This is a genomic window from Streptomyces sp. NPDC001717, assembly GCF_042892775.1.
GTDB lineage: Bacteria > Actinomycetota > Actinomycetes > Streptomycetales > Streptomycetaceae > Streptomyces.
Genome location: NZ_JBIAUK010000021.1, coordinates 104,954 through 129,499, shown reverse-complemented (window position 1 = coordinate 129,499; position 24,546 = coordinate 104,954). Strand labels below are relative to the sequence as shown.

At 72.7% G+C, this 24,546-nt stretch carries 24 protein-coding genes and 1 pseudogene; 12 read left to right on the top strand and 13 right to left on the bottom strand.

The window, feature by feature from the left end; all coding sequences use genetic code 11:
* Complete coding sequence (locus ACFYZL_RS27905; protein WP_384755175.1) at positions 1–801, bottom strand: DUF4239 domain-containing protein; 801 nt, start codon at positions 799–801, stop codon at positions 1–3.
* A 7-nt stretch (positions 802–808) separates the two neighbouring features.
* Positions 809–2,251, bottom strand: a complete 1,443-nt coding sequence (locus ACFYZL_RS27900; RefSeq protein ID WP_388682712.1) for an FAD-binding oxidoreductase — start codon at positions 2,249–2,251, stop codon at positions 809–811.
* 142 nt (positions 2,252–2,393) lie between these two features.
* Here ACFYZL_RS27900 and ACFYZL_RS27895 point away from each other — a divergent pair, with 142 nt between their 5' ends.
* Positions 2,394–2,672, top strand: a complete 279-nt coding sequence (locus ACFYZL_RS27895; protein ID WP_384755170.1) for a hypothetical protein — start codon at positions 2,394–2,396, stop codon at positions 2,670–2,672.
* A gap of 34 nt (positions 2,673–2,706) precedes the next feature.
* Here ACFYZL_RS27895 and ACFYZL_RS27890 read toward each other — a convergent pair whose 3' ends face one another.
* Together ACFYZL_RS27890 and ACFYZL_RS27885 are read right to left on the bottom strand one after the other, a co-directional pair.
* Positions 2,707–2,985: a hypothetical protein gene (locus tag ACFYZL_RS27890; protein WP_384755167.1), complete on the bottom strand. Its 279-nt coding sequence runs from the start codon at positions 2,983–2,985 to the stop codon at positions 2,707–2,709.
* Positions 2,986–3,184: 199 nt separating this feature from the next.
* Entirely contained in the window at positions 3,185–4,750 is a 1,566-nt protein-coding gene (locus ACFYZL_RS27885) for an APC family permease (protein WP_384755166.1), read from the bottom strand.
* A gap of 293 nt (positions 4,751–5,043) precedes the next feature.
* On the opposite strand from ACFYZL_RS27885, the gene ACFYZL_RS27880 reads away from it, so the two are divergent.
* The 3 genes from ACFYZL_RS27880 to ACFYZL_RS27870 all read left to right on the top strand — a co-directional run bounded on the left by ACFYZL_RS27880 (position 5,044) and on the right by ACFYZL_RS27870 (position 8,632).
* Complete coding sequence (locus tag ACFYZL_RS27880; RefSeq protein WP_384755164.1) at positions 5,044–5,592, top strand: hypothetical protein; 549 nt, start codon at positions 5,044–5,046, stop codon at positions 5,590–5,592.
* Positions 5,593–5,701: 109 nt separating this feature from the next.
* Positions 5,702–6,790, top strand: coding sequence for a DNA alkylation repair protein (locus ACFYZL_RS27875; protein WP_388682707.1), 1,089 nt, complete (start codon positions 5,702–5,704; stop codon positions 6,788–6,790).
* Positions 6,791–6,844: 54 nt separating this feature from the next.
* On the top strand, positions 6,845–8,632 hold the full coding sequence (locus ACFYZL_RS27870; RefSeq protein ID WP_384755158.1) for a hypothetical protein: 1,788 nt from the start codon (positions 6,845–6,847) through the stop codon (positions 8,630–8,632).
* A 51-nt stretch (positions 8,633–8,683) separates the two neighbouring features.
* On the opposite strand, the gene ACFYZL_RS27865 is transcribed toward ACFYZL_RS27870, so the two are convergent.
* From ACFYZL_RS27865 to ACFYZL_RS27845, 5 genes are all read right to left on the bottom strand, one after another.
* On the bottom strand, positions 8,684–10,153 hold the full coding sequence (locus ACFYZL_RS27865; RefSeq protein ID WP_388682703.1) for an aldehyde dehydrogenase family protein: 1,470 nt from the start codon (positions 10,151–10,153) through the stop codon (positions 8,684–8,686).
* A complete protein-coding gene (locus ACFYZL_RS27860; RefSeq protein ID WP_388682701.1) occupies positions 10,150–11,919 on the bottom strand; it encodes an amidohydrolase family protein in 1,770 nt (589 codons plus the stop codon). Before ACFYZL_RS27860 ends, ACFYZL_RS27865 begins: the two co-directional genes overlap by 4 nt.
* A 357-nt stretch (positions 11,920–12,276) precedes the next feature.
* Entirely contained in the window at positions 12,277–13,398 is a 1,122-nt protein-coding gene (locus ACFYZL_RS27855; RefSeq protein WP_376660424.1) for an LLM class flavin-dependent oxidoreductase, read from the bottom strand.
* 126 nt (positions 13,399–13,524) lie between these two features.
* Positions 13,525–14,310 (bottom strand): SDR family NAD(P)-dependent oxidoreductase, encoded by a 786-nt coding sequence (locus ACFYZL_RS27850; RefSeq protein WP_384755877.1) that lies wholly within the window; start codon positions 14,308–14,310, stop codon positions 13,525–13,527.
* A 16-nt stretch (positions 14,311–14,326) separates the two neighbouring features.
* Positions 14,327–15,274 (bottom strand): TIGR03619 family F420-dependent LLM class oxidoreductase, encoded by a 948-nt coding sequence (locus ACFYZL_RS27845; RefSeq protein WP_388682697.1) that lies wholly within the window; start codon positions 15,272–15,274, stop codon positions 14,327–14,329.
* A 189-nt stretch (positions 15,275–15,463) separates the two neighbouring features.
* On the opposite strand from ACFYZL_RS27845, the gene ACFYZL_RS27840 reads away from it, so the two are divergent.
* The 3 genes and pseudogenes from ACFYZL_RS27840 to ACFYZL_RS27830 all read left to right on the top strand — a co-directional run bounded on the left by ACFYZL_RS27840 (position 15,464) and on the right by ACFYZL_RS27830 (position 16,721).
* Complete coding sequence (locus ACFYZL_RS27840) at positions 15,464–16,135, top strand: hypothetical protein (protein WP_384755883.1); 672 nt, start codon at positions 15,464–15,466, stop codon at positions 16,133–16,135.
* Complete coding sequence (locus ACFYZL_RS27835) at positions 16,132–16,404, top strand: hypothetical protein (RefSeq protein ID WP_384755886.1); 273 nt, start codon at positions 16,132–16,134, stop codon at positions 16,402–16,404. The genes ACFYZL_RS27840 and ACFYZL_RS27835 overlap by 4 nt, the downstream gene beginning before the upstream one ends.
* Positions 16,405–16,437: 33 nt before the next feature.
* A pseudogene (locus ACFYZL_RS27830) lies at positions 16,438–16,721 on the top strand (DNA-binding protein).
* A gap of 12 nt (positions 16,722–16,733) precedes the next feature.
* Here the strand turns inward: ACFYZL_RS27830 and ACFYZL_RS27825 are convergent.
* The 3 genes from ACFYZL_RS27825 to ACFYZL_RS27815 are packed head-to-tail and all read right to left on the bottom strand — an operon-like array spanning position 16,734 to position 19,498.
* Positions 16,734–17,528, bottom strand: a complete 795-nt coding sequence (locus tag ACFYZL_RS27825) for a hypothetical protein (RefSeq protein ID WP_384755889.1) — start codon at positions 17,526–17,528, stop codon at positions 16,734–16,736.
* A gap of 15 nt (positions 17,529–17,543) precedes the next feature.
* Positions 17,544–18,839, bottom strand: coding sequence for an ATP-binding protein (locus ACFYZL_RS27820; RefSeq protein WP_384755892.1), 1,296 nt, complete (start codon positions 18,837–18,839; stop codon positions 17,544–17,546).
* Positions 18,836–19,498: a response regulator transcription factor gene (locus ACFYZL_RS27815; protein WP_384755895.1), complete on the bottom strand. Its 663-nt coding sequence runs from the start codon at positions 19,496–19,498 to the stop codon at positions 18,836–18,838. Before ACFYZL_RS27815 ends, ACFYZL_RS27820 begins: the two co-directional genes overlap by 4 nt.
* A gap of 89 nt (positions 19,499–19,587) precedes the next feature.
* Here ACFYZL_RS27815 and ACFYZL_RS27810 point away from each other — a divergent pair, with 89 nt between their 5' ends.
* The 5 genes from ACFYZL_RS27810 (at position 19,588) to ACFYZL_RS27790 (ending at position 23,691) form a co-directional block, all read left to right on the top strand.
* Complete coding sequence (locus tag ACFYZL_RS27810) at positions 19,588–20,079, top strand: hypothetical protein (protein WP_384755898.1); 492 nt, start codon at positions 19,588–19,590, stop codon at positions 20,077–20,079.
* Positions 20,076–21,197: a peptidoglycan-binding protein gene (locus ACFYZL_RS27805; protein ID WP_388682692.1), complete on the top strand. Its 1,122-nt coding sequence runs from the start codon at positions 20,076–20,078 to the stop codon at positions 21,195–21,197. The genes ACFYZL_RS27810 and ACFYZL_RS27805 overlap by 4 nt, the downstream gene beginning before the upstream one ends.
* 5 nt (positions 21,198–21,202) lie before the next feature.
* Entirely contained in the window at positions 21,203–21,898 is a 696-nt protein-coding gene (locus ACFYZL_RS27800; RefSeq protein ID WP_384755915.1) for an ABC transporter ATP-binding protein, read from the top strand.
* On the top strand, positions 21,895–23,121 hold the full coding sequence (locus ACFYZL_RS27795) for an ABC transporter permease (RefSeq protein WP_388682689.1): 1,227 nt from the start codon (positions 21,895–21,897) through the stop codon (positions 23,119–23,121). Before ACFYZL_RS27800 ends, ACFYZL_RS27795 begins: the two co-directional genes overlap by 4 nt.
* A gap of 123 nt (positions 23,122–23,244) precedes the next feature.
* A complete protein-coding gene (locus ACFYZL_RS27790) occupies positions 23,245–23,691 on the top strand; it encodes an NUDIX hydrolase (RefSeq protein ID WP_384755906.1) in 447 nt (148 codons plus the stop codon).
* Between the two features lie 12 nt (positions 23,692–23,703).
* On the opposite strand, the gene ACFYZL_RS27785 is transcribed toward ACFYZL_RS27790, so the two are convergent.
* On the bottom strand, positions 23,704–24,540 hold the full coding sequence (locus tag ACFYZL_RS27785) for a trypsin-like serine peptidase (RefSeq protein ID WP_384755909.1): 837 nt from the start codon (positions 24,538–24,540) through the stop codon (positions 23,704–23,706).
* Between the last annotated feature and the right edge of the window lie 6 nt (positions 24,541–24,546).

Below are 24,546 nucleotides of genomic sequence, written 5' to 3'. Positions count from 1 at the left end.
TCACGACGACCCCGCCGCCCAGAACTGCGACAGCGCCGCCTCCTTGTACGGCTGCGGCGTCACGCTCAGGTCCCCCGCGAACGGGCGGTCCAGGGCGACGACCAGCAACAGGCTGAAGCCGATGAGCCCGGCCACCGCCGCCACGAACAGCAGCTGCATCTTCAGGCTGCGCAGTCCGAACAGGAACGTGAGCGGGATGATCACCAACGCGCCCCCGTACACCAGCACTTGCAGCAGGACCGGCAGCGAGGTCTCGGCCATGGAGACGCGGGCCCGGCGCTGTGCGGCGACGTCGTTGACGTGGCTGACGGCCTCGGCGTAGAAGGTCTCGGCGCGGGGCCCGCTCGGCTCGTACGCCTGGAGGGCCGCGTAGATGTCCCGGGTCTGGGTGGCGGTCGCGTCGTAGCTGGGCCGCCCGTCGCGCATCAGCGGCCACTGGACCTCGACGACGGCGTGCGCGTAGGCGCCCACGGCCTGGTTGATGCGCGCGCGGTCGGCGGCCGGAAAGGCGTCCGCGCTGCGTACGACCAGCGCCAGGTCGGTCGCCTCGGTGGCGACGATGGTCTCGGTGTTCTCCAGCTGCGTCCACAGGGTGACGACGACGAACGCGAGGATGATGCCGTAGATCGCGCCGAACATGCCGAGCGCGATCCCGACCATCTCGTTGTGGTCGCCGCCCGCGAGGTGGGGGAAGCGGCGGCGGGCGGCCATGCTGCCCGCGACGGCCAGGCCTACGACGCCGCCGACGATGAGCACCGCGATGACGAGGGTGCTGAGGTTGTTGAGCAACCAAAGGATCATGCCCTGCTCAACGACCGGCCTCCTCCCATGGCAGCGGCAGCAGGGCGTGCGGGTTCAGCAGCCGGTCCGGGTCGAATGCCGCCTTGACGGAGCGCATCACGGCGATGTCCGTGGCCGACCGGGTCAGGTGCAGGTAGCGGGACTTGGCCCGGCCGATGCCGTGTTCGGCGCTGATGCTGCCGCCCGCCTCCGCGACCCGGCGCAGCACGGCCTCCGTCACCGGTTCCTCGTCGTCGGGGGCGACGTCGAGGAGGTTGACGTGGACGTTTCCCTCCGCGAGGTGCCCGAAGACGTACGGCCGGGCCCGGCCGGCCAGCAGCCCGGGCAGGTCCGCGACGAACCGCGGCAGGTCGGCGAGCGGGACGGTGACGTCGAGCTTGAGGGGGATCCCCTCGGCGTTGACCGACTCGGTGTGCCGCTCGCGGTAGGCGGCGAGGCGGCGCCGGTCGGAGGCCTGTCGGCCGACGGCCACATCGCGTACCTCGGCCGCCTCCTCCAGCAGCACGGCGAGTTCCTCGGCGGGATCGTGCCGGGCCGCGCATTCCACCAGCAGGTAGGCGGGGTACGCGGTACGGAAGGGCCCGGGCAGGCGGGCGTGTTTCAGTACCAGGGCCAGGCCGTCGGCGGTGAAGAACTCGGCCAGTTCGAGGGATTCGAGCCGCCGCAGGGCGGTCAGGACGCCGACGGCGGCCGCGAGCGAGTCGAGGGCGAGCAGGGCGGTGACCCGCTCGGGCAGCTCCGGGACCAGGCGCAGCCGCGCCCGGGTGATGACGGCCAGGGTGCCCTCGCTGCCGACGAGGAGACCCGTCAGGTCGTAGCCGGTGTTGTCCTTGGGCAGCCCGGCGAGCCGGTCGAGGACGCTGCCGTCGACGAGCACGGCTTCGATCCCTGCGACGTTGGCGCGGGTGGTGCCGTGGCGGACGACGCGTTCGCCGCCCGCGTTGGTAGCGATCATGCCGCCGAGGGTGGCGGAGTCCCGGGAGGCCAGGTCGACGCCGAAGTCCCAGCCGTGCGGTCGGACGTGGCGCTGGAGCTCCGCCAGTGCGGCCCCTGCTCCGACGGTGACCCGGCGGGCGTCGGCGTCGACGGGGCCGAGCGCGTTCAGTCGGCGCAGCGACAGCACGACCTCGGTGCCGGCGCCGGTGGGGACGCCGCCGCCGACGAGGCCCGTGTTGCCGCCCTGCGGGACGATCGGGGCCCCGGCGTCCCGGCAGAGCCGGAGCGTCCGGGCGACCTGGGCGGTGTCGGCGGGCCGGACGACGAGGCGGGACCGGCCGGTGTGGCGGCCGGTGAAGTCGGTCTCGTACGAGGCGCGGAGGGCGGGGTCGGTGAGCACGTGGGCGTCCCCGACGACGGCGGCGAGGTGCCGGGCGAGCCGGTCGCGGTCCGCCGGCTCCACGGGGTCGAACATCTCCGGGTCCAGCGGCGGTGGGCTCTGCGGCTCGCTCATGATCCACACGTTAGGCCGGTATCCGATCGGTAACCAGGCCGACTCCTACGCTCCCCCGCATGACGAACCGGAGCGCGCAGGGCAAGCGGACCGAGCAGCAGCAGATCATCGTGTACTGGCCACGGAGTCGGGGGCCGCGCTGATGGACACGCCGGGGTATCCGCAGGAGTGGCGGGGGTTCTACGTCGCCCACGGCGCGGGGACGGAAGCGCTGCGGGCGGCCGCGCCGGAGGCTCTGGACTGGGCGGTGCCGAGTCCTGCCGGCGACTTCGCCTTCGGGGGCGACGCCGACGGCGCCTACGTCCTCGCCCCCGCCGATGCCGCCGGCCGGATCACGCACGCGGACTTCGCCCTGGCCGTGGTGGACGAGGCCACCGCCCCGACCCTGCGCGCGGTGCACGCGGGGGTGGGCCCGGCGTGATCCGGGCCGCCGGGGCGGGGCTCGCCGGCAGCCGTCAGCGGACCTTCGGGGCGTTGGGCAGCCCGGCGGACAGTGCCCCGCTCGCGCCCTTGAGGGAGCTGTCGGTGGCCTTGGTGGCGGACCCGGCGGCCATGGTGGTCACGCCCACCGCCGTCTTGGTGTCCTGGACGGCCTGTGCGGGGTGGTCGACCATGTCGCCGACGCGCTCGGTGAGCGGGACGCCGTGGGGCATCCCGTCGGCGTGCGCGGCGACGGGGGTGAGTGCGAGGGCGGCGCCGCCGGAGAGGACCAGGGCGGCGAGTGTGCGCTTCATGGCATTCATGCCCGTCCCAACGACCCCGCCGCACTCGGGGTCACCGCCCGCCCCCACTTTGGGCGGATCGAGAACGGCGAGCTCGAACGGAGTGAGGTCGAGACCCTCGCCGCCGACGCCCGCGGCCCCGGATCGAGGGGGTTCGATCCGGGGCCGCGGGGATGACTCTGCGGGGTGCCGCCGACGGGCGTGGGGTGGGTCAGTCCTCGACGACCAGGGACGGGGTGGACTTCGTCAGGACCTGGCCGCGGAAGAAGGCCGGGCTGCGGCGTTCGGTGACGAACATGATGACCAGACCGAGGGCCAGCAGGCCGACGCCGATGACGAAGACGCTGCCGACGCCGAAGACGTCGGAGCCGGAGCCGTAGGACGGGTCCCACGTGTCGTAGAGGGTCTTGCAGAAGACCGCGGCCAGCAGCAGGCCGCCCAGGACCGGGAAGACGCCCTTGAAGAACAGGTCCCGGGCGGAGCGGCGCAGGTCGCCGCGGAAGTACCAGGCGCAGGCGAAGGCCGTCAGCGAGTAGTAGAAGCAGATCATCAGGCCCAGCGCGAAGATCGTGTCCGTGAGGACGTTCTCGCTGACCAGGGTCATGACCGTGTAGAACACGCCGGTCGCGACGCCCGCCATGACGGTCGCGCGGCCCGGGGTCTTGAACTTCGGGTGGACCTTGGCGTAGGAGGGCGGCAGCGCCTCGTACGTCGACATGGCGAGGACCGTGCGGGCCACCGGGATGAAGGTGGTCTGCAGGGAGGCGGCGGCGGAGGCCAGGACGGCCACGAAGAGCAGGATGCCGAGGACCGGGCCCATCACCGGGCCGGCGAGGGCGGCGAAGACGTTGTCGGAGGTGTCCGGGTTGCCGAGGCCGAGGCCCTTGTCGCCGGAGCCGACGACCATCTGGGCGGCGACGCCGGTGGCCAGGTAGGAGCCGACCAGGACGATCATCGCGATGAGGGAGGCGCGGCCCGGGGTCTTGGCGGAGCCGATGGTCTCCTCGTTCGCCGTCAGGCAGGTGTCCCAGCCCCAGTACATGAAGATCGAGAGCGAGAGTCCGGCGGTGAAGGCGCCCATGGACTCGACCGCGAAGGGGTTCATCCACTGCCAGGAGAAGTCCACGCCGGTGTCGAAGGTGCCGGCGGAGGCCTTCTGGAGGGCCATGGCGACGAAGACGGCGAGCACGACGAGCTGGAGGCCGACGAGGGTGTACTGGACGCCCTTGGTGGCGGTCATGCCGCGGTAGCTGATCGCGGTGGCGGTGGCGATCAGGGTCAGGCAGGTGGCGATGTGGACGAGCTTGTTGTCGTCCAGGGCGGCGATCGACGGATTGCCCGTGATCTCGCCGGCCAGCAGCCAGAAGTAGGAGGTGGCGACGCCGGCCAGGTTGGAGAGCACGATGATCGTGGCGATCACCAGGCCCCAGCCGCACATCCAGCCGATCCGCGGGCCGAAGGCCTTGACGGTCCAGGTGAAGGAGGTGCCGCAGTCCGGCATGGCCTTGTTGAGCTCGCGGTACGCGAAGGCGACCAGGAGCATCGGGAGGAAGCCGGCGAGGAAGACCGCGGGCATCTGGACGCCGACCTCGCCGGCCGTGGAGCCGAGGGTCGAGGTCAGGCAGTAGACGGGGGCGACGGTGGAGATGCCGATGACGGCGCTGCCCACCAGGCCGACGGATCCCTTGCCGAGGCCTTTGCCGCGCACGTCGCCCTCGCCCTGGGCGACGCCGCCTACCGTGTCTCCGGCCCGGGGCCGAACGTCCAGCTGAGTCATGAGTCAGGACGTTAGATGCTGCGCATTCCATATCTGGAGGGCTTGAGTCCGGATCTCGGAGGGCCCAAATCCCTTTGAATCTTGAGATCAAGACAGTTCACTGGCATGTAATACAAGGTTCACCTAGGCATCCATCCGCAGATCGACAGGTACCGGACAGCGGGTTCCGGTATGCGGAAACCGCACCTCTGACCCTTTTGACCCCTTTCAAACTTTCCCGTGTGACTGCGGTCACCCCTCCCCTCCGGGGCGGTTTGCCGCGGACATGACCATCGTCGACCTAGAGTCCGGCCGTGCGCATCAAGTCGATCATCACCACTGTCACGGCCGTCACGGCCCTGCTCGCTCTCACCACCGCCTGCGGAGGGGGCGACTCCAAGGACGGGACCGCGTTCCAGAAGCTCCCGAAGGCGGGCAGCATGGCCGCCGCCGCCCGCCTCGTCAACGGCTACACCAAGTGCGACCAGGTCAGCACCTCCCCCGGGGACGAGGGTCCGAGCGAGGACTCCAAGCTGGGCCCGGCCTTCACCGTCACCGAGACCGGGTACTGCGGCCGCCGGAACCGCAACACCATCGTCATGTACAAGGACGCCAAGGCATTCCAGACGGCCTTCAAGGCCGAGATGGACAAGCGCGGCGGCGGGAACCCCAACAGCGGCATCGTCGTCGGCCAGGACTTCGCCGTGGGATCCCAGGACGCGGACGCCATGAGCGCCCTGCTCGTCCCGCAGGCCGGGCTGCTCATGCTCAACTGCCACGCCGACTTCAACCCGCCGAGCGGCTTCCGCAAGGAACCGGCCCTGGTCAAGGGCTGCGTCCTGACGGACTACTACAAGGACTGAGGCCCGGCGGGCCGCGGCGGGCCGTCCCCCGCCCACGGCCCGGCCACGAACCGGCCCCGGCCCGTCCCGGTCCGCCCCGGCGCGGTGCCCGGTCCGCGAGACTGTGCCCATGCCCACGGCCGATGAACTCCTCAGCGCGGCGACCGTCACCACCCTCGCCCGGCTGCTCGCCCGCGCGGGCGGGCGCCGGTCCGCGCCCGCCCTGCGCGCCCGCGCCGACGCCCTTGACGGGCTGACCTACAGCGGTCGCGTCGCCGCCGTCCGCGACGCCGTGCTCACCGACCTCCCCGCGGACTGGCCCGCCTTCGAGGCCGTCGTACGCACCGCCCTCGCCGACCCCGCCTTCGACGGGTGGATGACCTTCCCGGTCAACGAAGCCGTCGCCGTCCGCGGGCTGGAGGTCTTCGAGCCCGCACTGGCCCTGCTGCACGACCTCACCCCCCGGCTCACCGCCGAATCGGCGGTACGGCCCTTCCTGCGCGCCGACCCCGCCCGCGCCCTGGCCGTCGTACGGACGTGGACGGACGACCCGGACCCGCACGTGCGCCGCCTCGCGAGCGAGGGCACCCGGCCCCGGCTGCCGTGGGCCCCGCAGCTGCCCGCCTTCATCGCGGACCCCCGACCGGCCGTGCCCGTACTGGACGCCCTCTACCGCGACGACTCCGAGTACGTCCGCCGCTCCGTCTCCAACCACCTCAACGACATCAGCCGCGACCACCCCGGCCTCGCCGTCGAGACCGCCGCCCGCTGGCTGGCGCGGCCCGGGGCCACGACGGACCGCGTCGTCCGGCACGGATTGCGCACCCTGGTCAAGGCGGGGCGGCCCGAGGCCCTGACCCTGCTCGGCCACGCCCCGGACGTCCCGGTCGACGTGCGCGGGCCGGTGGTGACCACCCCGCGGGTCGCGGTCGGCGCGTACCTGGTCTTCGACTACGCGATCACCAATACCGGCGCGCTCCCGGCCGACCTGGTCGTCGACTACGTCGTGCACCACACGAAGGCGAACGGCACCCGCACCCCGAAGGTCTTCAAGCTCGTCACCCGCGCCCTGGCCCCCGGCGAGACCCTCACCGGCACCAGGCGGCACTCCTTCAAGCCGATCACCACCCGCCGCTACCACTCGGGCGAGCACCTGGTGCAGCTCCAGGTCAACGGACGGGTGCGCGGCGAGGCCGTATTTTCGGTGGACGCCGGGTGATCACTGCGGCATGCTGCCGCTCATGACCTACGGAATCGAGTCCCACCCCGCCCGGTGAGCGCCCGCGAGGAGCGCGCTGCGCTCACCCCCGGAACCTCCCTGTACGCATACGCCCTCTTCCGCCGCGGCATCGAGCCGGACGGCCGGATCCCACGCAAGGGCTATCCCCTCCCCGACGGCCCACCGGAGCAACCGGAGCCCGGCTTCCGGGACCTGACCTGGCACCAGGCACAGGCGGTCGTCACCGACGCCCTCACTCCCCTGCTCGCCGACCCCGACCCGGTACGGGCCGCCGAGGCAGTCCACCGCCGGGTCGCGGACCTGGCCATGTCCCCCCGCACCTTGCGCGCGCACACCACGCGGCTCGCGCTCGCCGACGAGGACGCCGCCCGGCGGACCGCCCGGCAGCTGATCCGCACCGGTACGCACGTGACGGCCGTCGGTGTCGGCATGGCCCTGCTGATCCGCCTCGGCGAGCCCGAGGACGCGCCCTGTCTCGAGGCCCTCGGCATGCTGCACGGCCTGGCGGACACCGCGAGCGCCGCGCTCGACCCACTCGACCGGCAGGCGGCCGCCCTGCTGGTGCTGCGCAGCCACGACCGGTCCCGGGAGCTGACGCCGCTGACCGACGCGATCGCCTCCGGCGACGCGGAGGCCGTCCGGTCCGCGCTGCTCACCGTGCCGCACGAGCGGCTCATGTGGCTGCCCCGGCGCCTCGCCGAGGCCGCCGACCTGCACGGGCTGCTCCGGGCACGACCGCAGGACGCCGAGCTGCTCGCGCTGACCGGCCGGCTGCTGCACCGGATGGCCGACCAGCAGGACAGCCGCCCCGAGATCCTCGACTACCTGCCCGCCCGGGCGGTGTACGAGGCCCTGGTCCGGCACGCCGACGTACTGTCCCCGACACCGGAGCACCGGTCGCTGCTGCTGTCGATCGCCCTCGACCTGCACAGCGGAGCATCCGTCCTGCTGAACTGGCGGCCCGGGCGGCGCCGGGCCCTGCTCGACGCCCTGGACCGGCTGTTGCCGGGGGCGCCGCCGGAACCCGTACCCGGCGACCGGGACGCGGACTGGTTCCGGCGCAACCGGCACCTCCCCTTCGCCCGCGCCGAGGACGGTGACCGGCCGCGGTGGGAGGTGGTCGTCGTCCACGGGTCCGCGGGCTCCTCCGCCGTCGAGACCCGGATCCTGGTCGACGGGGTTCCGCTCGTCCCCGCGCTGTTCGGGAAGGGGCGGGGCAACCCGCCCGAGTACCTCCTCGACAGCGGCCGACTGCGCGCCGGATCGGAGCCGCGGGAGGTGCAGCTCGCCGAGGCGTACTGCACCGAGGGCTGCTGCGGCGCGCTGTACGTGACGATCCGCCGGGACGGCGACGCGGTGGTGTGGGACGGCTGGCGCGGGGCGGTCGGCCCGACGCCGCCCCCGTACCGCTTCGACGCGGCCGCATACGACGCCGAACTCGCCCGCGCCGAAAGGGACTTCTCCTGGTGCTGGCCGGCCCGCAGCACCGCGCGGCTGATCGCGGCGGGCCTGCGCGACCGGCCCGACCTGGCCTCCCGGTGGGAACTCGCGCCGAGCTGGGCCGGCACCGACTGGCGGGACCCGGACACGACGGTGGTCCACTTCGGGTTCACGCCGTCCGCGCCGCCTCCCGGCACCGGCGGGTCGCTCTACTTCCTGTGGCAGCTGCGCGACGACGGCCCGCCCCGGGACCGGGCGGCCGCCGCCCTGCGACGACTGGAGACGCAGGACCCCAAGGCCTTCGCCGAGTTCGGCGGCGGCAACCAGGAACTGGCCGAGGCCCTCGGCTACGCCAAGCGCCCGCGCACGCCGCGGGCATGACACGGGTCCGGCCGGGGGCCACCCGCCCCCGGCCGGACCCGCACCCGCGGGCTACGCCGTCCAGACGATCGACTGCATCTCGCTGTACGCGTGCAGCGCGTACGAGCCGACGTCGCGGCCCACGCCGCTGCGCTTGAAGCCGCCGAACGGGGCCTCCATGTTGCGGCCGATGGTGTTCACGCCGACCCCGCCCGCCCGCAGCCGCCGGGCCACGCGGAACGCCCGGGCCGAGTCCCCGGACCACACGTAGCTGAGCAGCCCGAAGTCGCTGTCGTTGGCCAGGCGGATCGCCTCGTCCTCGTCGCCGTCGAAGGGGACGACCACGACGACCGGGCCGAAGATCTCCTCGCGGACCACCCGCATGTCGTTCGTGCAGTCGACGAGGAGGGTGGGGGCCACGTAGAAGCCCTTGCCGCTGTCACCGACCACCGGGCGCTCGCCGCCGTGCGCGACGCGTGCGCCCTCCTTCCTCCCCAGCTCGACGTACGACTCCACGCGGTCGCGGTGCGCCGCCGAGATCACCGGGCCCACGACCGTGCCGCGCTCGCGCGGGTCGCCGACCTTCATGAAGGCCAGGTAGCCGGTGAGCTTCTCGATCAGCCGGTCGTAGACCGCCCGGTGGGCGATCACCCGGGTCGGGGCCGTGCAGATCTGGCCGGAGTAGAAGGAGAAGGTGGTGCCGATGCCCATCACCGCGGCGTCCAGGTCGGCGTCGTCGAAGACGATCGCCGCGCCCTTGCCGCCCAGCTCCATCAGCTGCCGCTTCATCGTGCGGCCGCAGACCTCTGCGATGCGCTGCCCGACGCCCGTGGAGCCGGTGAAGGAGACCATGTCCACGCACGGGGAGTCGACCGCGGCCTCGCCGACCTCGACCGACTGCCCGTTCACCACGTTGACCACGCCCGCCGGGACCCCGGCCTCCGCGAGCGCCTCGGCCATCTTGAACACCGACAGCGGGTCCTGCGGGGCCGGCTTGACCACCACCGTGTTGCCCATGGCCAGGGCCGGGGCCACCTTGCCCGCCGGGTTCGCCCACGGGTTGTTGTACGAGGTGATGCAGGTGACCACGCCGACCGGCTGGCGCACCTCCAGCGCGCCCAGGACGGACGCCTTCCCCATCGGGCCGGCCTCCGTCACCTGGGGCGGCAGCCCGCGCTCGACCGGTTCGAGGGCGCCCTTCGCGTAGCGCCGGAAGCGGGTGACACCGACGCCCACCTGCATGCCGCGCGCGATCCCGGTCGGGGCGCCCGTCTCGGCCTGGGCGAGGGCCGCCCACGGTTCGAACTCGCGCTGCATGATGTCGGCGGCCCGGTCGAGGATCGCCGCGCGCTCCTCGGGCGTCGTGCGGGACCAGCTCCCGAAGGCCTCGGCGGCGGCGCGGGCCGCCTCGGCGACCTGTCCGCGCGAGGCCTCGGGGGCCAGGCCCACGACGGATTCGTCCGCCGGGTCGATCACCTCGTAGTGGCCGCCGTCGGGCTCGACCCACTCGCCGCCGATGAAGAGCTTCTGTGCCTGCGTCACCGCGTGCTCACCGTCCTCGTGTCCCGGCCCGACCGGAGCACGATCCCCGGCACGGCCCCCGTCACCTCGTCGTCGCGGATGGTCTCCACGCCGTTGACCCGGACCGAGACGATGCCGATGGCCCGGGAGTCCAGCCGCGGGCTGTCGCCGGGCAGGTCGTGGACGAGGGTCGCCGGTCCCGCCTCGATGCGCTCGGGGTCGAAGAGGACGAGGTCAGCGTGGTAGCCCTCGGCGATCCGGCCGCGCTCGCGCAGCCCGAACAGCTGCGCCGGGTCGTCGGTGAGCATCCGTACGGCCTGCTCCAGCGGCACCAGCTTGCGGCCGCGCAGGCAGTCGCCGAGGAAACGGGTCGTGTAGGGGGCGCCGCACATGCGGTCCAGGTGCGCGCCGGCGTCGGAGCCGCCGAGCATGACGTCCTCGTGCTGCCAGGTCTCGGCGCGCAGGGCCCAGGTCGCCGCGTCGTTGTCGGTGGGCATCGGCCACAGGACGGTGCGCAGGTCGTCGTTGGCGCAGATCTCGACGAGGCACTGGAAGGCGTCCTGGCCGCGTTCGGCGGCGATGTCGTTGACGACGCGGCCGGAGAGGCCCTCGTTCTCCTTGCTGTACGTGTCGCCGATGACGTAGCGCCCGAAGTTGGCGAGGCGGCGGAAGACGCCGGCCTCCTTGCTGTCGGCGCGGCGGAGCATCTCGGCGCGTACGTCCGGGTCGCGGAGCCTGGCGATCCGTTCGGGGACGGGGAGGTTCAGGACCTCGCCCCAGCCGGGGATGAGGTTGAGCGCGCAGAAGGTGCCGAGCGACATGTTCATCGGGGTGAGGATCGGCATGGTGAGGGCGACGATCCGGCCGCCGGCCTTGCGGGCGCGCTCGCTGGGGATCAGCTGGCGCGGGACCCGTTCGGGGACGGAGGCGTCGATGGTGAGGACGTTCCAGTTCAGGGGCCGGCCGGCGGCGGCGCTCATCTCGACGAAGAGGTCGATCTCCTCGTCGGAGAACTGGTCGAGGCAGCCCGCGACGATCGCTTCGAGCTGGGTGCCCTCGTGCTCGGAGACGGCCTTCGACAGGGCGAGGAGTTCGGCGGGCTCGGCGTGCCGGGAGGCGACGGGGGCGCCGTCGCCGTCGGAGTGCGTGGAGGACTGGGTGGTGGACAGGCCCCAGGCGCCGGCGTTCATGGCGTCGTGGAGGAGGTCGAGCATCTGCTGCAGCTGCTCGGGGGTGGGCTTGCCGCCGACGGCGTCCTCGCCCATGACGTGGCGGCGCAGGGCGCAGTGGCCGACCATGAAGCCGGCGTTGACGGCGATGCGGCCGTCGAGCGCGTCGAGGTACTCGCCGAAGGTGGACCAGGTCCACTCGACGCCCTCCTCCAGGGCGGCGAGGGCCATGCCCTCGACCTTGCTCATCATGCGGCGCGTGTAGTCGGCGTCCTCGGGGCGGGCCGGGTTGAGCGGGGCCAGGGTGAAGCCGCAGTTGCCGCCGGCGACGGTGGTGACGCCGTGGTTCATGGAGGGGGTGGCATAGGGGTCCCAGAAGAGCTGGGCGTCGTAGTGCGTGTGCGGGTCGATGAACCCGGGGGTGAGGACGAGGCCGGTGGCGTCCTCGGTGGTGCGGGCCTCTTCGGTGACGGTGCCGATGGCGACGATGCGGCCGTCGCGTATGCCGAGGTCTGCGACGCGGGCGGGGGCGCCGGTGCCGTCGACGACGGTCGCGCCCTTGATGACGTGGTCGAGCATGACGTCCCTTCTGCCGGTGTTCCGTTGCGCGCGGTGCACTGGGGCTCCGCCCCGGACCCGCTCCTCAAACGCCGGAGGGGCTGGATTCGGCCGCCGCCGGCTTTCACGTTGCGCGCCGTCTCCTGGGGCTCCGCCCCAGACCCCGCGCCTCAAACGCCGGCGGGGCTGGATTCGACTCCCGCCGTCCGCCTGGTGCGGCCCGCAGGGCGATTCCAGGCCCCGGCGGGGCATTTCCAGCCCCTCCGGCGTTCGAGGAGCGGGGGTCCGGGGGCAGCGCCCCCGGCAGCGGTGCGGCAGCCGAGGGGCGAGGCCTGCGTGCCCCGGCCGGTGGCCGCCCGGTCGGGGCACGGTCCGGGGCGGCGGTCCGGGAAGACGCCGCCCCGATCCCCCGCCGGGTCAGACGGCCTGGCGGAAGCGGGTCGTGCGGTGGACCGGGTCCGTGTCGATCTCCGGGATCACGTGCTCGCCGATCAGCTTGATCGTGGTCATCGTGTCCTCGTACGAGACGCCGGTCGGCAGGCCGAAGGACAGCTGGTCCGCGCCCGCCTGCTCCCAGCGCTTGCACTGGGCCTTGACCTCGGACGGGTCACCGCAGATCAGCAGTTCCTCGGCGATCAGGAGCTCGATGATCTCCGCGTTGTACTCCGGGAGCGTCTCGGGCCACTCCGGGATGGCCTCCGGCCGCGGGAAGGTGTCGTGGTAGCGGAACACCAGCGACTGGAAGCGGTTCATGTTGGCGTTGACGGCGATCTCGACGGCCTTGTCGTGCGTCTCGGCGCAGATCGCGGTCGAGGTCACCATCACGTTGTCGTTGACGAAGGCGCCGATGGCCTTCGCCTCCCGGATGGCCGTCTTGTACTGGTCGAGGACCCACTCCATGTCGGAGACCTTCTGCACGCTGAAGCCCAGCACGCCGAGGCCCTTCTTGGCGGCCATCGCGTACGAGGACGGGGAGCCCGCCGCGTACCACATGGCCGGGTGCGCCTTCCCGTACGGCTTGGGGAAGACCTTCCGCGGCGGGAGCGACCAGTGCTTGCCCTGAAACCCCTCGTACTCCTCCTGGAGGAACATCTTGGGGAACTCGGCGATGGTCTCCTCCCAGATCTCCTTGGTGCCGTTCATGTCCTCGATGCCCGGGAGGAAGCCGAGGATCTCGTGGCTGCCGGCGCCGCGGCCGGTGCCGAATTCGAAGCGGCCCTTGGAGAGGTGGTCGAGCATGGTGACCTTCTCGGCCACCTTCACCGGGTGGTTGACCGGGGCGAGCGGGTTGAAGATGCCGGAGCCGAGGTGGATGCGCTCGGTGGCGGCGGCGAGGTAGCCGAGGAAGACCTCGTTCGCCGACAGGTGCGAGTACTCCTCCAGGAAGTGGTGCTCGGAGGCCCAGGCGTACTTGAAGCCGGACTTGTCGGCCTGGATGACGTACTCGGTCTCCTCCAACAGCGCCTTGTGCTCTGCCTGAGGGTCGACCTTGGACCGCGCCTCAGGCACGTATCCCTGCACGAAGAGCCCGAATTCCAAGGGGGTTCACCGTCCTTTGGTTTCTGACGTTGCGTCAGATTTGATGTCCCGACTGTTCCACCGCGAGGGCGCGAGCGTCAATACCTGACGCTCCATCAGATATGGCCGAGGTTCGGCAGGGCGCGGCTAGAGGACGCTGACGCCCGCCATCCAGCCGCCGTCGATCACGAAGGGCTGACCGGTGATGTACGAGGAGTCCTCGCTGGTCAGGAAGAGCGCCAGCTTGGCGATCTCCTCGGGCTGCCCCACCCGCCCCATCGGCACCACGCGCTGGTAGAGCTCCGCCATGGCGTCGCGGGCCTCCTGGGGCAGGTCCGCCGGGTTCGTGTTGCCGGGGGTGGCCATCGCGGTGTCCACGGCGCCCGGGCACATCGCGTTGACCCGGATCCCCTTGGCGGCCAGCTCCAGCGCGGCCACGCGCGTCAGGCCGAGGATGGCCGCCTTGGTCGCCGCGTACGTGCCGACGTACGCCATGCCCGTCAGGCCCGTGTACGAGGAGGTGTTGACGATCGTGCCACCTCCGGCCGCCTCGATCTCGGGGGCCACCGACTTGATGCCGAGGAAGGCGCCGACCTGGTTGACCTGCACCACCTGCTGGAACTCCTCCAGCGGGGTCGCGGTCAGCTCGTTGAAGCGCAGGATGCCCGCGTTGTTGACGAGCCCGTCGATCGGGCCGAAGGCCTCCTTCGCGGCGGCGACCGCGGCCGCCCAGTCCTCCTCGCGGCTCACGTCGAGGTGCGCGTAGCGGGCCCGGTCCTCGCCCAGCTCCTTGGCCACGGCCGCGCCCTGCTCGTCGAGCACGTCCCCGAGGAGCACCTTGGCGCCCTCGGCGGCGAAGAGGCGGGCCTCCTGTTCGCCCTGGCCGCGCGCCGCGCCGGTGATGATCACGACCCGCCCGTCCAGCTTGCCCATGTCGTACTCCGGTCTTCTAGTCGTTGAGGTGCGGCGCGACGTCGGCGCCGAAAGCGGTGATCTGGTCCACGAGTTCGGCGCGGTCGCGGCAGCGGAAGCGGACCTGGATCTGGTCCACGCCGAGGGCCTTGTACTCCCGCAGGGACTCGGCCAGCACCTCCGCCTTGCCGGTCAGGGTGCGGCGGCCGGTGTCCCAGCCGGGCTCGCCGACGTACAGGGCCTCGGTGATCGCCCCGTACTCCATGGGGTCGGTCACCCCGGCCTCTTCGCGGAGCTCCTTGATGCGGGCGATCTGCGCGGGCAGCTTCTCGCGCGGGTCGCCCTGCGGGAGCCAGCCGTCGCCCCGGAGGGCGGCGCGGCGCACGGCGGCGGCCGAGGAGCCGCCGACCCAGACGGGGATGCGCTCCTGCGCGGGGCGGGGCAGTTGGCCGAGGTCCTTGAAGGAGAACCGCTCGCCCGCGAACTCGGGGTACTCCTCGGGTCCCAGGGCGGCGCGCAGTGCGTCCAGGGTCTCGTCGAGGACGGCGCCGCGGCGGGCGAAGTCCACGCCGAGGACCTCGAACTCCTCCTGGACGTGCCCGGCGCCGACGCCGAGGACCAGCCGGCCGCCGGAGAGGTGGTCGAGGGTGGCGTACTGCTTGGCGCTGATCAGGGGGTGGCGCAGGCCGAGGATCGCGACGTGGCTGAGGAGCCGGACGCGCTCGGTGATCCCGGCCAGGAAGGAGAGGGTGGCCACCGGGTCGTACCAGATGGTGCTCATGGGGCCGGCGAGCCGGCGCGGGATGGCCACGTGGTCACAGGTCGCCAGGTACCCGAAGCCGGCGCGGTCGGCGGCGCGGGCCACCTCGGCGAGGTCGGCGGCGCCGGCCGAGGCCTCCCAGGGTTCGGCGTAGATGGTGCTCTGCGACTGGACCGGGAGCTGCATCCCGTAGACCAGCCGACCTTCCGGAAATACGCGCGCCATGCCGGGCCCGCCTCGCCTTCGTCTGCCGATTCGTCATATCGGTGTGCCGGGCCATCGTCGTAGCTGACGGACCGTCAGGCAAGGGGGTGGACACAACGGGTGGCCGAACCCGACCGCACGGCGGCCACCGCGCCGCGCCGCACACCAAACCCCTGGCCCGATCTCGAACAGGCGGCCTAGGGTGCGCGCATGGAGCTGTTTCTCACCCTGGTCAGCGGACTGGCCTGGACGATCGTGTACGTGGAAGCGATCCGCGTCGGGCTGCGCGACCGGACGTACGCCATGCCCGTCGCCGCGCTCGCGCTGAACTTCGCCTGGGAGTCGATCTACGCCGTCCGCGACATCGCGACCGGCGTCTCCGCCCAGGGGGTGGTGAACGTGGTCTGGGCGGCCGCCGACGTGGTGATCGTCTGCACCTACCTGCGGTTCGGGCGGGCCGACCTGCCGCGGTTCGTGACCCGGCCGATGTTCGCCGCCTGGTCGGTCCTGGTGTTCGGCACCGGATTCGCCGTACAGGGCCTGTTCCTGGCCCACTTCGGGGCGCACGACGCCACCCGCTACTCGGCGTTCCTGCAGAACCTGCTGATGTCGGGCCTGTTCATCGGCCTCTTCGCGGCCCGCTCGGGCCCGCGCGGGCAGTCCCTGACCATCGCCGTCGCCAAGTGGCTGGGCACCCTGGCCCCGACCCTGCTGTTCGGGGTGATCGAGGACGCCCCGTTCATCCTCGCCCTGGGGATCCTGTGCAGCGTCTTCGACCTGGCCTACATCGGCCTGCTGCTCCGGGCCCGGGCGAACGACGCCCGGGAGCGACGGAGGGAGACCGAGACGAATGACATTCCCTTTGTCAAACTGACCCCATGACCGACCAGCCGGCGCCCGGGGAAGGCCCGACCCGACCCGTGTCCGTCTCCCTCCATGAGGGGACGATCGCCGCCCTCAAAGCGCGCACGGGGAAGCGCGGCATGTCCTCGTACATCGAAGCGCTCGTTCAGCGGCAACTGGAGCGTGACCGTCTCCGCGAACTGATCGAGGACTCCGAGGCCGTGAACGGGCCCGCCGATCCGGCAGCCGTCGAAACGAAGCGGGCGATCCTGCGCGGCGAGGCATCGGCCTCGTCGGACACCGCATGAGCGGAACTCGACTGCGAGGGGCTCTCCCGGCTCGTGCGCCGGGATCCCGCGCTGCCGGAGTGGCTCTCCGCGGCCGAATCCGAAGACAGCCGGGTGGTGATCAGCTCCGTCACGCTCGTCGAGGCCCGCGACCCCAAGGTGAACCAGGCTCAGTTCGACCACGCGGGCTCCCGCGTGAACGTCATCCCGCCGAGCGAATCGTGGCGGCGACGGCCCTCGACCAGCCCGGCCCCGTCACCGTGCCGACTTCGGACCCCGAAGACCTGTCGGTGCTGTGTGCGGGCCGCGTCCAGGTCGTCCGGGTCGTCCGGGTCTGACCGTTCACGCGGTCAGAAGCCTTCCGGACCCATCACGATGACCGGCTTCGCCGCCGGGTCGAGGGTCTCCAGGACCTTCTTCATGGCCTGCTTCGGGATGCCCACGCAGCCCTGCGAGGGGCCGTCGTGGTCCACGTGGAGCCAGATGTTGCCGCCCTTGCGCTCGCCCTCCGGCTTGGTCGCGTCCAGCGGGGAAGTGCCCGGCTTGCGGTTGAAGTCGATCGCGACCACGTAGTCGAAGGAACCGGCCAGGGACTCGCCGTTCACCCCGCGGCCCGTCGCCACGAACGCGCCGTCCTTGTCGTACGGGAGCCTCGTGCCCGGCGGCTTCGGCAGCAGCCCGCCCGCGTCGGTCAGCGCGAACACGCCCTGCGGGGAGGTCAGGTCCCCGTACGTGCGCTCCGTGGACCAGCCCTTGGCCCCGTTGCGCGCCGGCCAGCTCTCGGCCCGTACCCAGTCGGCGCCGGCCGCGGACCGCGTGTACAGGGTGGCCGTGGACTCCGAGGAGTCCTTGGCCTTGCCGGTGACCAGGATGAGCTGGAGGGACTCGGCGGGGATCCGGGCCCGGGTCTGCCCGCTGACGCCCGGCAGACCCTGGAGCGCCTCCCGATCGGCGTCGCGCGCCGCGCGGTCCTGCGCCGGCGGGCGGGAGTCCGCCCGGGCCTGCGGCCCCGCTTCCGACCTCTCCGGATCGTCGGCGGCGTACACCCAGCCCGCCCCGAGGGTCAGCAGGCCGAAGGCGGCCGCCAGCGCCACGCGGCGCGTCGGGCGGGGCGTGCGGGAGCGGGCTCGGCGGTGCTTGCTCATTGGGCCGACCGTACATCAGCTGATCTTCGAACCCGGTGCACCTCGGGAGGCGCCCCGTCGGTCCGCGCCCGGGAAACGGACCCGCACCGTCAGCCCGCCCCCCGGTTCCGCGTTGGCCTCGACCGCGAGCGTCGCGCCGTGCGCCCGCGCGATGGCCGCCACGATCGAGAGCCCCAACCCGGCGCCCTCACCTGCGGTGTGCTGCCGTTCGGCGCGCCTGCGGAACGGCTCCAGGAGCCTCGGCACGTCCGCCGGATCGATCACCGGGCCGGTGTTGGAGACGGTCAGTTCCCCGTCGGTGGAGGTCTCGACGACGATCCGGCCGCCCGCGCGGTTGTGACGTACGGCATTCGCCAGCAGGTTCCGCACCAGGTGCCCGAGCAGCGCCCGGTCCCCGCTCACGGTCAGCGGCGCGAGGGTCCGTACGACGGCGGCCGGCGCGTGCGGCGAGTCGGCCGTGGGCTCGGCCGTCCGCTCGTCCGTCCGCTCGATCGCCGCCAGCTCCGCTCCGGTCAGCGCCGCCAGGTCCACCGGCCCGGTCGAGGCGGGATCCAGGCCCTCCTGCGACACCGCGAGCAGCAGCAGCGACTCGACCAGGTGCTCGCCTTCCTCCGCGACCCCGATCAGCCGTTCCCGGATCCGGGCCACCTTCCGCGGCGACGGCTCCCCCGCCAGCCCGATCTCGGCCGCGGCCCGCTGCACGGCCAGCGGGGTGCGCAGCTCGTGGGCCGCGTTCGCCGCGAACCGCCGCTGGGCGCCGACCAGGTCCTCCATCCGCCCGAGCATCGCGTCGAAGGTGTCGGCCAGTTCCTTGAGTTCGCCGGGCGGGGCGTCGAGGGAGATCCGCTGGTGCAGGTTCTCGCCGGACAGCCGGCGCGCGGTCTCGGTGATCACCCCGACGGGCCTCAGCACCCGGCCCGCCATCCACCAGGCGAGCCAGATCGACAGCACCGCGAAGACGGCCAGCGCGAGCAGCGAGTACACCAGCATCCGGTGCCGGGTCGCCTCGGTGACGGCGTCGGAGAGGTTCTGGGTGAACGCGTATCCCCTGAGCTCCTCGGGGGTGGGGCTCTCACCGGGCGCCATGGTCCGGGCGGGCTCGGGGCGCCGGCCCGCGTCGACCGTCTCGCCCGGCACGGGGAGCCGGTAGGCCGGGCTGACCGTACGGACGACCCCGCTGACGCTCGCGTACAGGCCCTGGCCGACGAGGACGTAGACCAGCGCCACCAGTCCGCCGCCCGCGAGGAGCAGCAAAGCCCCGTACAGGGCGGTGAGGCGGGCGCGTTCGGTGCGCGGGAGCAGGGACCTCACCGGTCGGCGATCCGGTAGCCGGCGCCCGGCACGGTCTCGATCGGCTGCGGCTCGCCCAGTTTGGCGCGGAGCTTGCTGAGGGTGACGCGGACGGCGTTGGTGGAGTAGCTGGTGTCCTGCTCCCACACCTGCTCGATCAGGTCGTCGCTGCTGACCACGGCCCCCTCGGCGCGCATCAGCGTCTCCAGCACGGCGAACTCCTTGCGGGACAGCGCGAGCCGGTGCCCGTCGCGGGTGGCGGTGCGGCGGGCGGTGTCGAGGGCGATCCCGGCGCTCTCCAGCACGGGCGGCAGGGCGGGGCGGGCGCGCCGGCCGAGTGCCAGCACCCGGGCGAGCAACTCGTCGTAGGCGAAGGGCTTGGTCAGGTAGTCGTCGGCGCCCAGACCCAGCCCCTCGACCCGGTCGCGTACGGTCCCGGACGCGGTCAGCATCAGGACGCGGGTCGGGAGCCCCTCGCGGACCACCTGGCGGCAGACCTCGTCGCCGTGCAGGCCGGGCAGGTCCCGGTCGAGGACGAGGACGTCGTACGCGTCCAGCCGCAGGCGGCGCAGGGCCTCCGGGCCGTCGCCTGCCTCGTCGACGGCGAGGGCGTCGCGGCGCAGCCCCTCGGCGATCATCTCCCGGAGGAATTCCTCGTCCTCCACGACCAGTACGCGCATGCCCCCTCTTTACCGGAAGAGCACATTTCGCCGTTGTAAGCAGGGTGCGAGAGGGAAGCGAAACCCCCTTCGGCGCAAGGCTCCGCACCATGAAGCGATCCCTGATCATGACCACGGCCGCGGTCGTCACCGGGCTGACCCTGTTCGCCACCGCCTGCGCGAACGACGGCTCCGGCGGCTCCGGCGGCTCCGCGGGTTCGGGCGGGAAGAAGGATTCGGGCGGCGGGACCGAGGCCGACAACGCCGTGAAGATGCGCCAGTGCCTGCGCGAGCACGGCATCGACGCCCCCGACCCGGCGCCGGGCCAGGACCCGCGCGGGATGACGGTCGGCGGCGGCGCCGATCCGCAGAAGATGCAGGAGGCCATGAAGGCGTGCGGAATGGGCGGCCCCGGTTCCGGCAAGGAGCCCACGCAGGAGGAGAAGGACAAGGAACTCCGGTGGATCCGCTGCATGCGTGAGAACGGCGTCGCGCTGAAGGACCCCGAGTACAGCGGGGGCGCGCGCACGGGCATCGAGATACCCCAGGGCCAGGAGCAGGCCTTCGAGGACGCCCGGAAGAAGTGCGAAGCGGCCCGGTGAAGCCGCGCTCCAAGTGGCTGCTCGGCGCGCTGGCCGTCGTACTGGCGGTCTCGGGCGGCGGGTACGCCGTCATGGCGCAGCCGCAGCGGGACGACACGGCGCGGGAGCGGCGCGCGGACGGACTGCCTCCGGCCACGGCGCCGGTGCGGCGCGGCGACCTCAGCTCGGGGCTCCAGGTGGAGGGGACCCTCGGGTACGCGCAGGAGCGCAAGCTGAACGCGGCCGGACCGGGCGTGCTGACCTGGGTCGCGGGCGAGGGCACGGCCGTCGAGCGGGACGGGAGGCTGTACGAGGTCAACGGGCGGCCGGTGCGGCTGATGTACGGGTCCGTGCCGATGTACCGGCCGCTGAAGGCCGGGGACGAGGGCGAGGACGTCAAGCAGCTGAAGCGCAACCTCCAGGCACTGGGGTACGGCACCGGACTCGACCCGCAGGACCCCGTGTTCACGGCGGGCACGGCGACCGCGGTCAAGCGGTGGCAGAAGGCGCACAAGACGGCGGAGACGGGCGAGGTCGGCAAGGAGGACGTCGCCTTCGCCTCCGGGCCGCAGCGGGTCCGCAAGGGCGACGCGGCGGTCGGTGACGAACTCGGGCCGGGCAAGCCGGTGCTCACGGTGACCGGCACCGAGCGGATCGTCCGCTTCCGACTGGAGGCGGCCAAGGCGGCCGCGGCGAAGGTCGGCGAGCCGGTCACGGTCCGGCTGCCGGGAGGGGCGACGGCCACCGGCAAGGTCGACTCGGTGGGCACCGCGGCCGGTTCGGGCGACGGGGGCGACGGCGCGGGCGGTGCGGGCGGCGGTGCGGGCGCCGGCGGAGGCGGAGGCGACAAGAAGGCCAGGGTCGAGGTGTCCGTCACCTTCGACAAGCCTGCCGAGGTCAACGCCCCGGACCAGTCACCGGTGACCGTCGGCCTGACCGGGGAGACCCGCAAGGGCGTGCTCTCCGTGCCGGTGGGCGCGCTGCTCGCCCTCGCGGGCGGCGGCTTCGGCGTCCAGGTCGTGGAGGACGGAAGGGCGCGTGAGGTGAAGGTCGAACCGGGCATGTTCGGCAACGGCCGGGTCGAGGTGACCGGCGACGCCCTCAAGGAGGGCATGCAGGTGGGGATACCCAAACTGTGAGCGGCATCGGAACGGTCGTGGAGCTGACCGGGGTCACCAAGGAGTACCCGGGCGGGGTCGCCGCCCTGCGCGGGGTCGACCTGACCGTCCGCCGCGGCGAACTGCTGGCGATCGTCGGCCCGTCCGGGTCGGGGAAGTCCACGCTGCTGCACATCGTCGGCACCCTGGACCGCCCGACGGCAGGCGGCGTGCGCATCGCCGGCCATGACGTCGCGGCCCTGTCGGACCGCGCGCTGTCGGCGCTGCGCTCGCGGCACGTCGGCTTCGTCTTCCAGTCCTTCCACCTGGTGCCGGGCATCAGCGCCCGGGCGAACGTGGCCGAGGGCCTGCTGTACTCCGGCCTTTCGCGCGCCGAGCGCGGTCGCAGGGCGGCCGCCGCCCTGGAACGGGTCGGCCTCGGGGACCGGCTGGACCACCGGCCGCACGAGCTGTCCGGCGGGCAGAGGCAGCGCGTGGCCATCGCCCGTGCGGTCGCGGGCGCCCCGGACCTGCTGCTGGCCGACGAGCCGACGGGCGCGCTGGACACCGCCTCCGGGGAATCGGTGATGGAGCTGCTGCACGAACTCAACCGGGACGGCGCCACGATCGCGGTGATCACCCACGACAACGAGATCGCCGCGAGCCTGCCGCGTCAGGTGCGGATCCGGGACGGGGAGATCGTGGCGGACGTACGGAACGGGGCGGGGGTGGTGCGCTCATGAGCGGTGCTCGCACGGACACCCGTGCCCGCGCCCGGCGGCTCACCCCGCCGAGGCTTTCCCCCGGGGACGTCCTGCACGTCGGATCGGCCGGTCTGCGGTCGCGTCCGATGCGGGTTTTCCTGTCCGCGCTCGGCATCGCCATCGGCATCGCGACGATGATCGCGGTGGTCGGGATCTCGTCGTCCAGCCAGGCCAAACTGCTGCGGGAACTCGACGCGCTCGGCACGAACATGCTGGTCGTGACGCCCGGCCAGGGCATGTTCACCGGCCAGGACACCAAGCTGCCGAAGGAATCCCCCGGCATGATCTCCCGCATCGAGGGCGTCGAGTCGGTCGGCACCACCGGCGACGTGCCCGAGTCCGTACGCCGCTCCGAGAACGTCCCGAAGGAGGAGACCGGCGGGATCGTGCTCAAGGCGACCAAGGACGATCTGCTCGGCACCCTGCGCGCGCGGACGGGCCGCGGGACATGGATCGACGACGCCACCGGCCGGTACCCGGCGGTGGTGCTCGGCGACGTGTCCGCGCGCCGCCTCGGCATCACCGGGCCGGGGCAGCAGGTGTTCATCGGTGGCCGGTACTTCACGGTGATCGGCATCCTGGACCCGGTCCCGCTGGCCCCGGAGATCGAACGGTCCGCGCTGATCGGCTGGGACGCGGCGCAGCGGCTGCTGGGCTTCGACGGGCACCCGACGGCGGTGTACGAGCGCTCGGCGGACGACCGGGTGGCGGCGGTCAGGAAGCTCGTCGCGCGGACCGCCAACCCGCAGACGCCGAGCGCGGTCGCGGTCACCGACCCCTCGGCGGCGCTGCAGGCGAAGGCGGCCACGGAGGGCGCGTTCAGCACGCTGCTGCTGGGGCTGGGCGGGATCGCCCTGCTGGTGGGCGGGGTCGGGGTGGCCAACACCATGATCATCTCAGTGTTGGAGCGGCGCCACGAGATCGGCCTGCGGCGCTCGCTGGGCGCCACCAAGGGCCAGGTCCGGATCCAGTTCGTCACCGAGTCCCTGCTGCTGTCGGGGCTCGGCGGCCTGGCGGGCATCGCCCTGGGCTGCGCGGCCACGGCGGTCTACGCCCGGGCCGGGGACCTGCCCTGGGTGGTCCCCCTGTGGGCGGTGACGGGCGGCTTCGCGTCGACCCTGGCGATCGGCACGCTGGCCGGCCTCTACCCCGCGGTGCGCGCGGCCCGGCTCTCGCCGACGCTGGCGCTGGCGGCGGGGTAGGCGGGCCCCGGGGCGGGGGAGGCAGGGCGTGCGGGGCGGGCGGAGAGAGGAGTGCACGGGGCGGTCGGAGACAGGGGGACAAAACGCATTCCCCGCCTCCGCCCCCCGGCGTACGCTGGATCGATGCGCACTCGAACTCCACGTCACGCGGCCCGTGTTGTCATCGTCTCCCCCGAAGGTTCGGTGTTCCTCTTCCGCGAGAACAACGTGGAGGTCGGCATCCACTGGCTGCCTCCGGGCGGCGGCATCGATCCCGGCGAGAGCCCCGAGGAGTGCGTACGGCGCGAGCTGCGCGAGGAGACCGGGTGGACCGACCTGGAACCCGAGCGCCTGCTGTGCACCTGGGAGCACGACTTCACGCACCAGGGGATCCCGGTGCGCCAGCACGAGCACATCTACCTCGCCCGGGGCCCGCACCGCGAGCCGGTGCTGGAGTACCCCGGCATCCACTGGCAGTGGCTCTCCCCGCAACGGCTGGCCGCCCTCGGCGAACCGCTGTGGCCGCCGCGCCTCCCGGAACTGCTGGCCGATGCCCCGGCGGAACCGGTCCACCTGGGGCTGCTGGCCTAGGTCGTCGCGCCCTCAGCCCTTCCCCGTGGCCTTGGCGTACAGCGAGGCGGCGTACTCCCCGAGCACCGTGCTGGTCGACTCGTCGTCGGTGTCGCCGCCCGTGAGGATGCCGACGATCTTCCCGTCGCGGGCGATCCAGGCGCTGCCGCTGGTGCCGCCGGGGAAGTCGGCGCAGTCGAAGCGCTGTTCGGTGTCGCTGAGGCGGACCGCCACCGCCGTGCAGGTACGGGGCACCTTGCGGTCGGCCGGGTAACCGGTGACGGTCACCTCCTCGGCGGTGCGGCCTGTGGTGTCGAGGGCGGCCGCGCCGGTCACGTCCTCGATGTTGCGCCCCTTGTCGTCGGGGAGGATGCGGGCGAAGGCGAGGTCGTAGTCGTCGTCCGTGCCCTCGGCCCAGCGCTCGTCCTCGAAGACCTTCTCTATCTTCCACGTCCCGTACGGTGCGAACCCGTTGGCGTACGCGGGTGCGAAGACGGCACCGCCCTCGCCCTTGGTCTGGTCCCCGGCCAGCAGGCAGTGGCCGGCGGTGACGATCAGGTTCTTGCCCGGACTGCGCACGACGGTCGCCGTACAGAAGTGGTCCCCGTCCAGGCCGCCGGTGAACAGGGCCCCGGTGAAGGCGGCCGGGCCGCCGGGCTTGGGGGTCACCGGCGCGGGCATCGGCGAGGCGAGCTGAGACTTCGGCGAAGCTTGCGAACGCGACGAGGCGGTCGGCGAAGCGGTCGGTGCGGACTTCGCCCGCGCGGGCGGGGCCCCCTCGGGCGGCGGCACCAACTCGGCGACCGCCGCGGACGCGCCCAGCGCCGCCAAGGCGCACAGCACCACCGTCACCACGTTCCGCCTGTCCACCGGCAT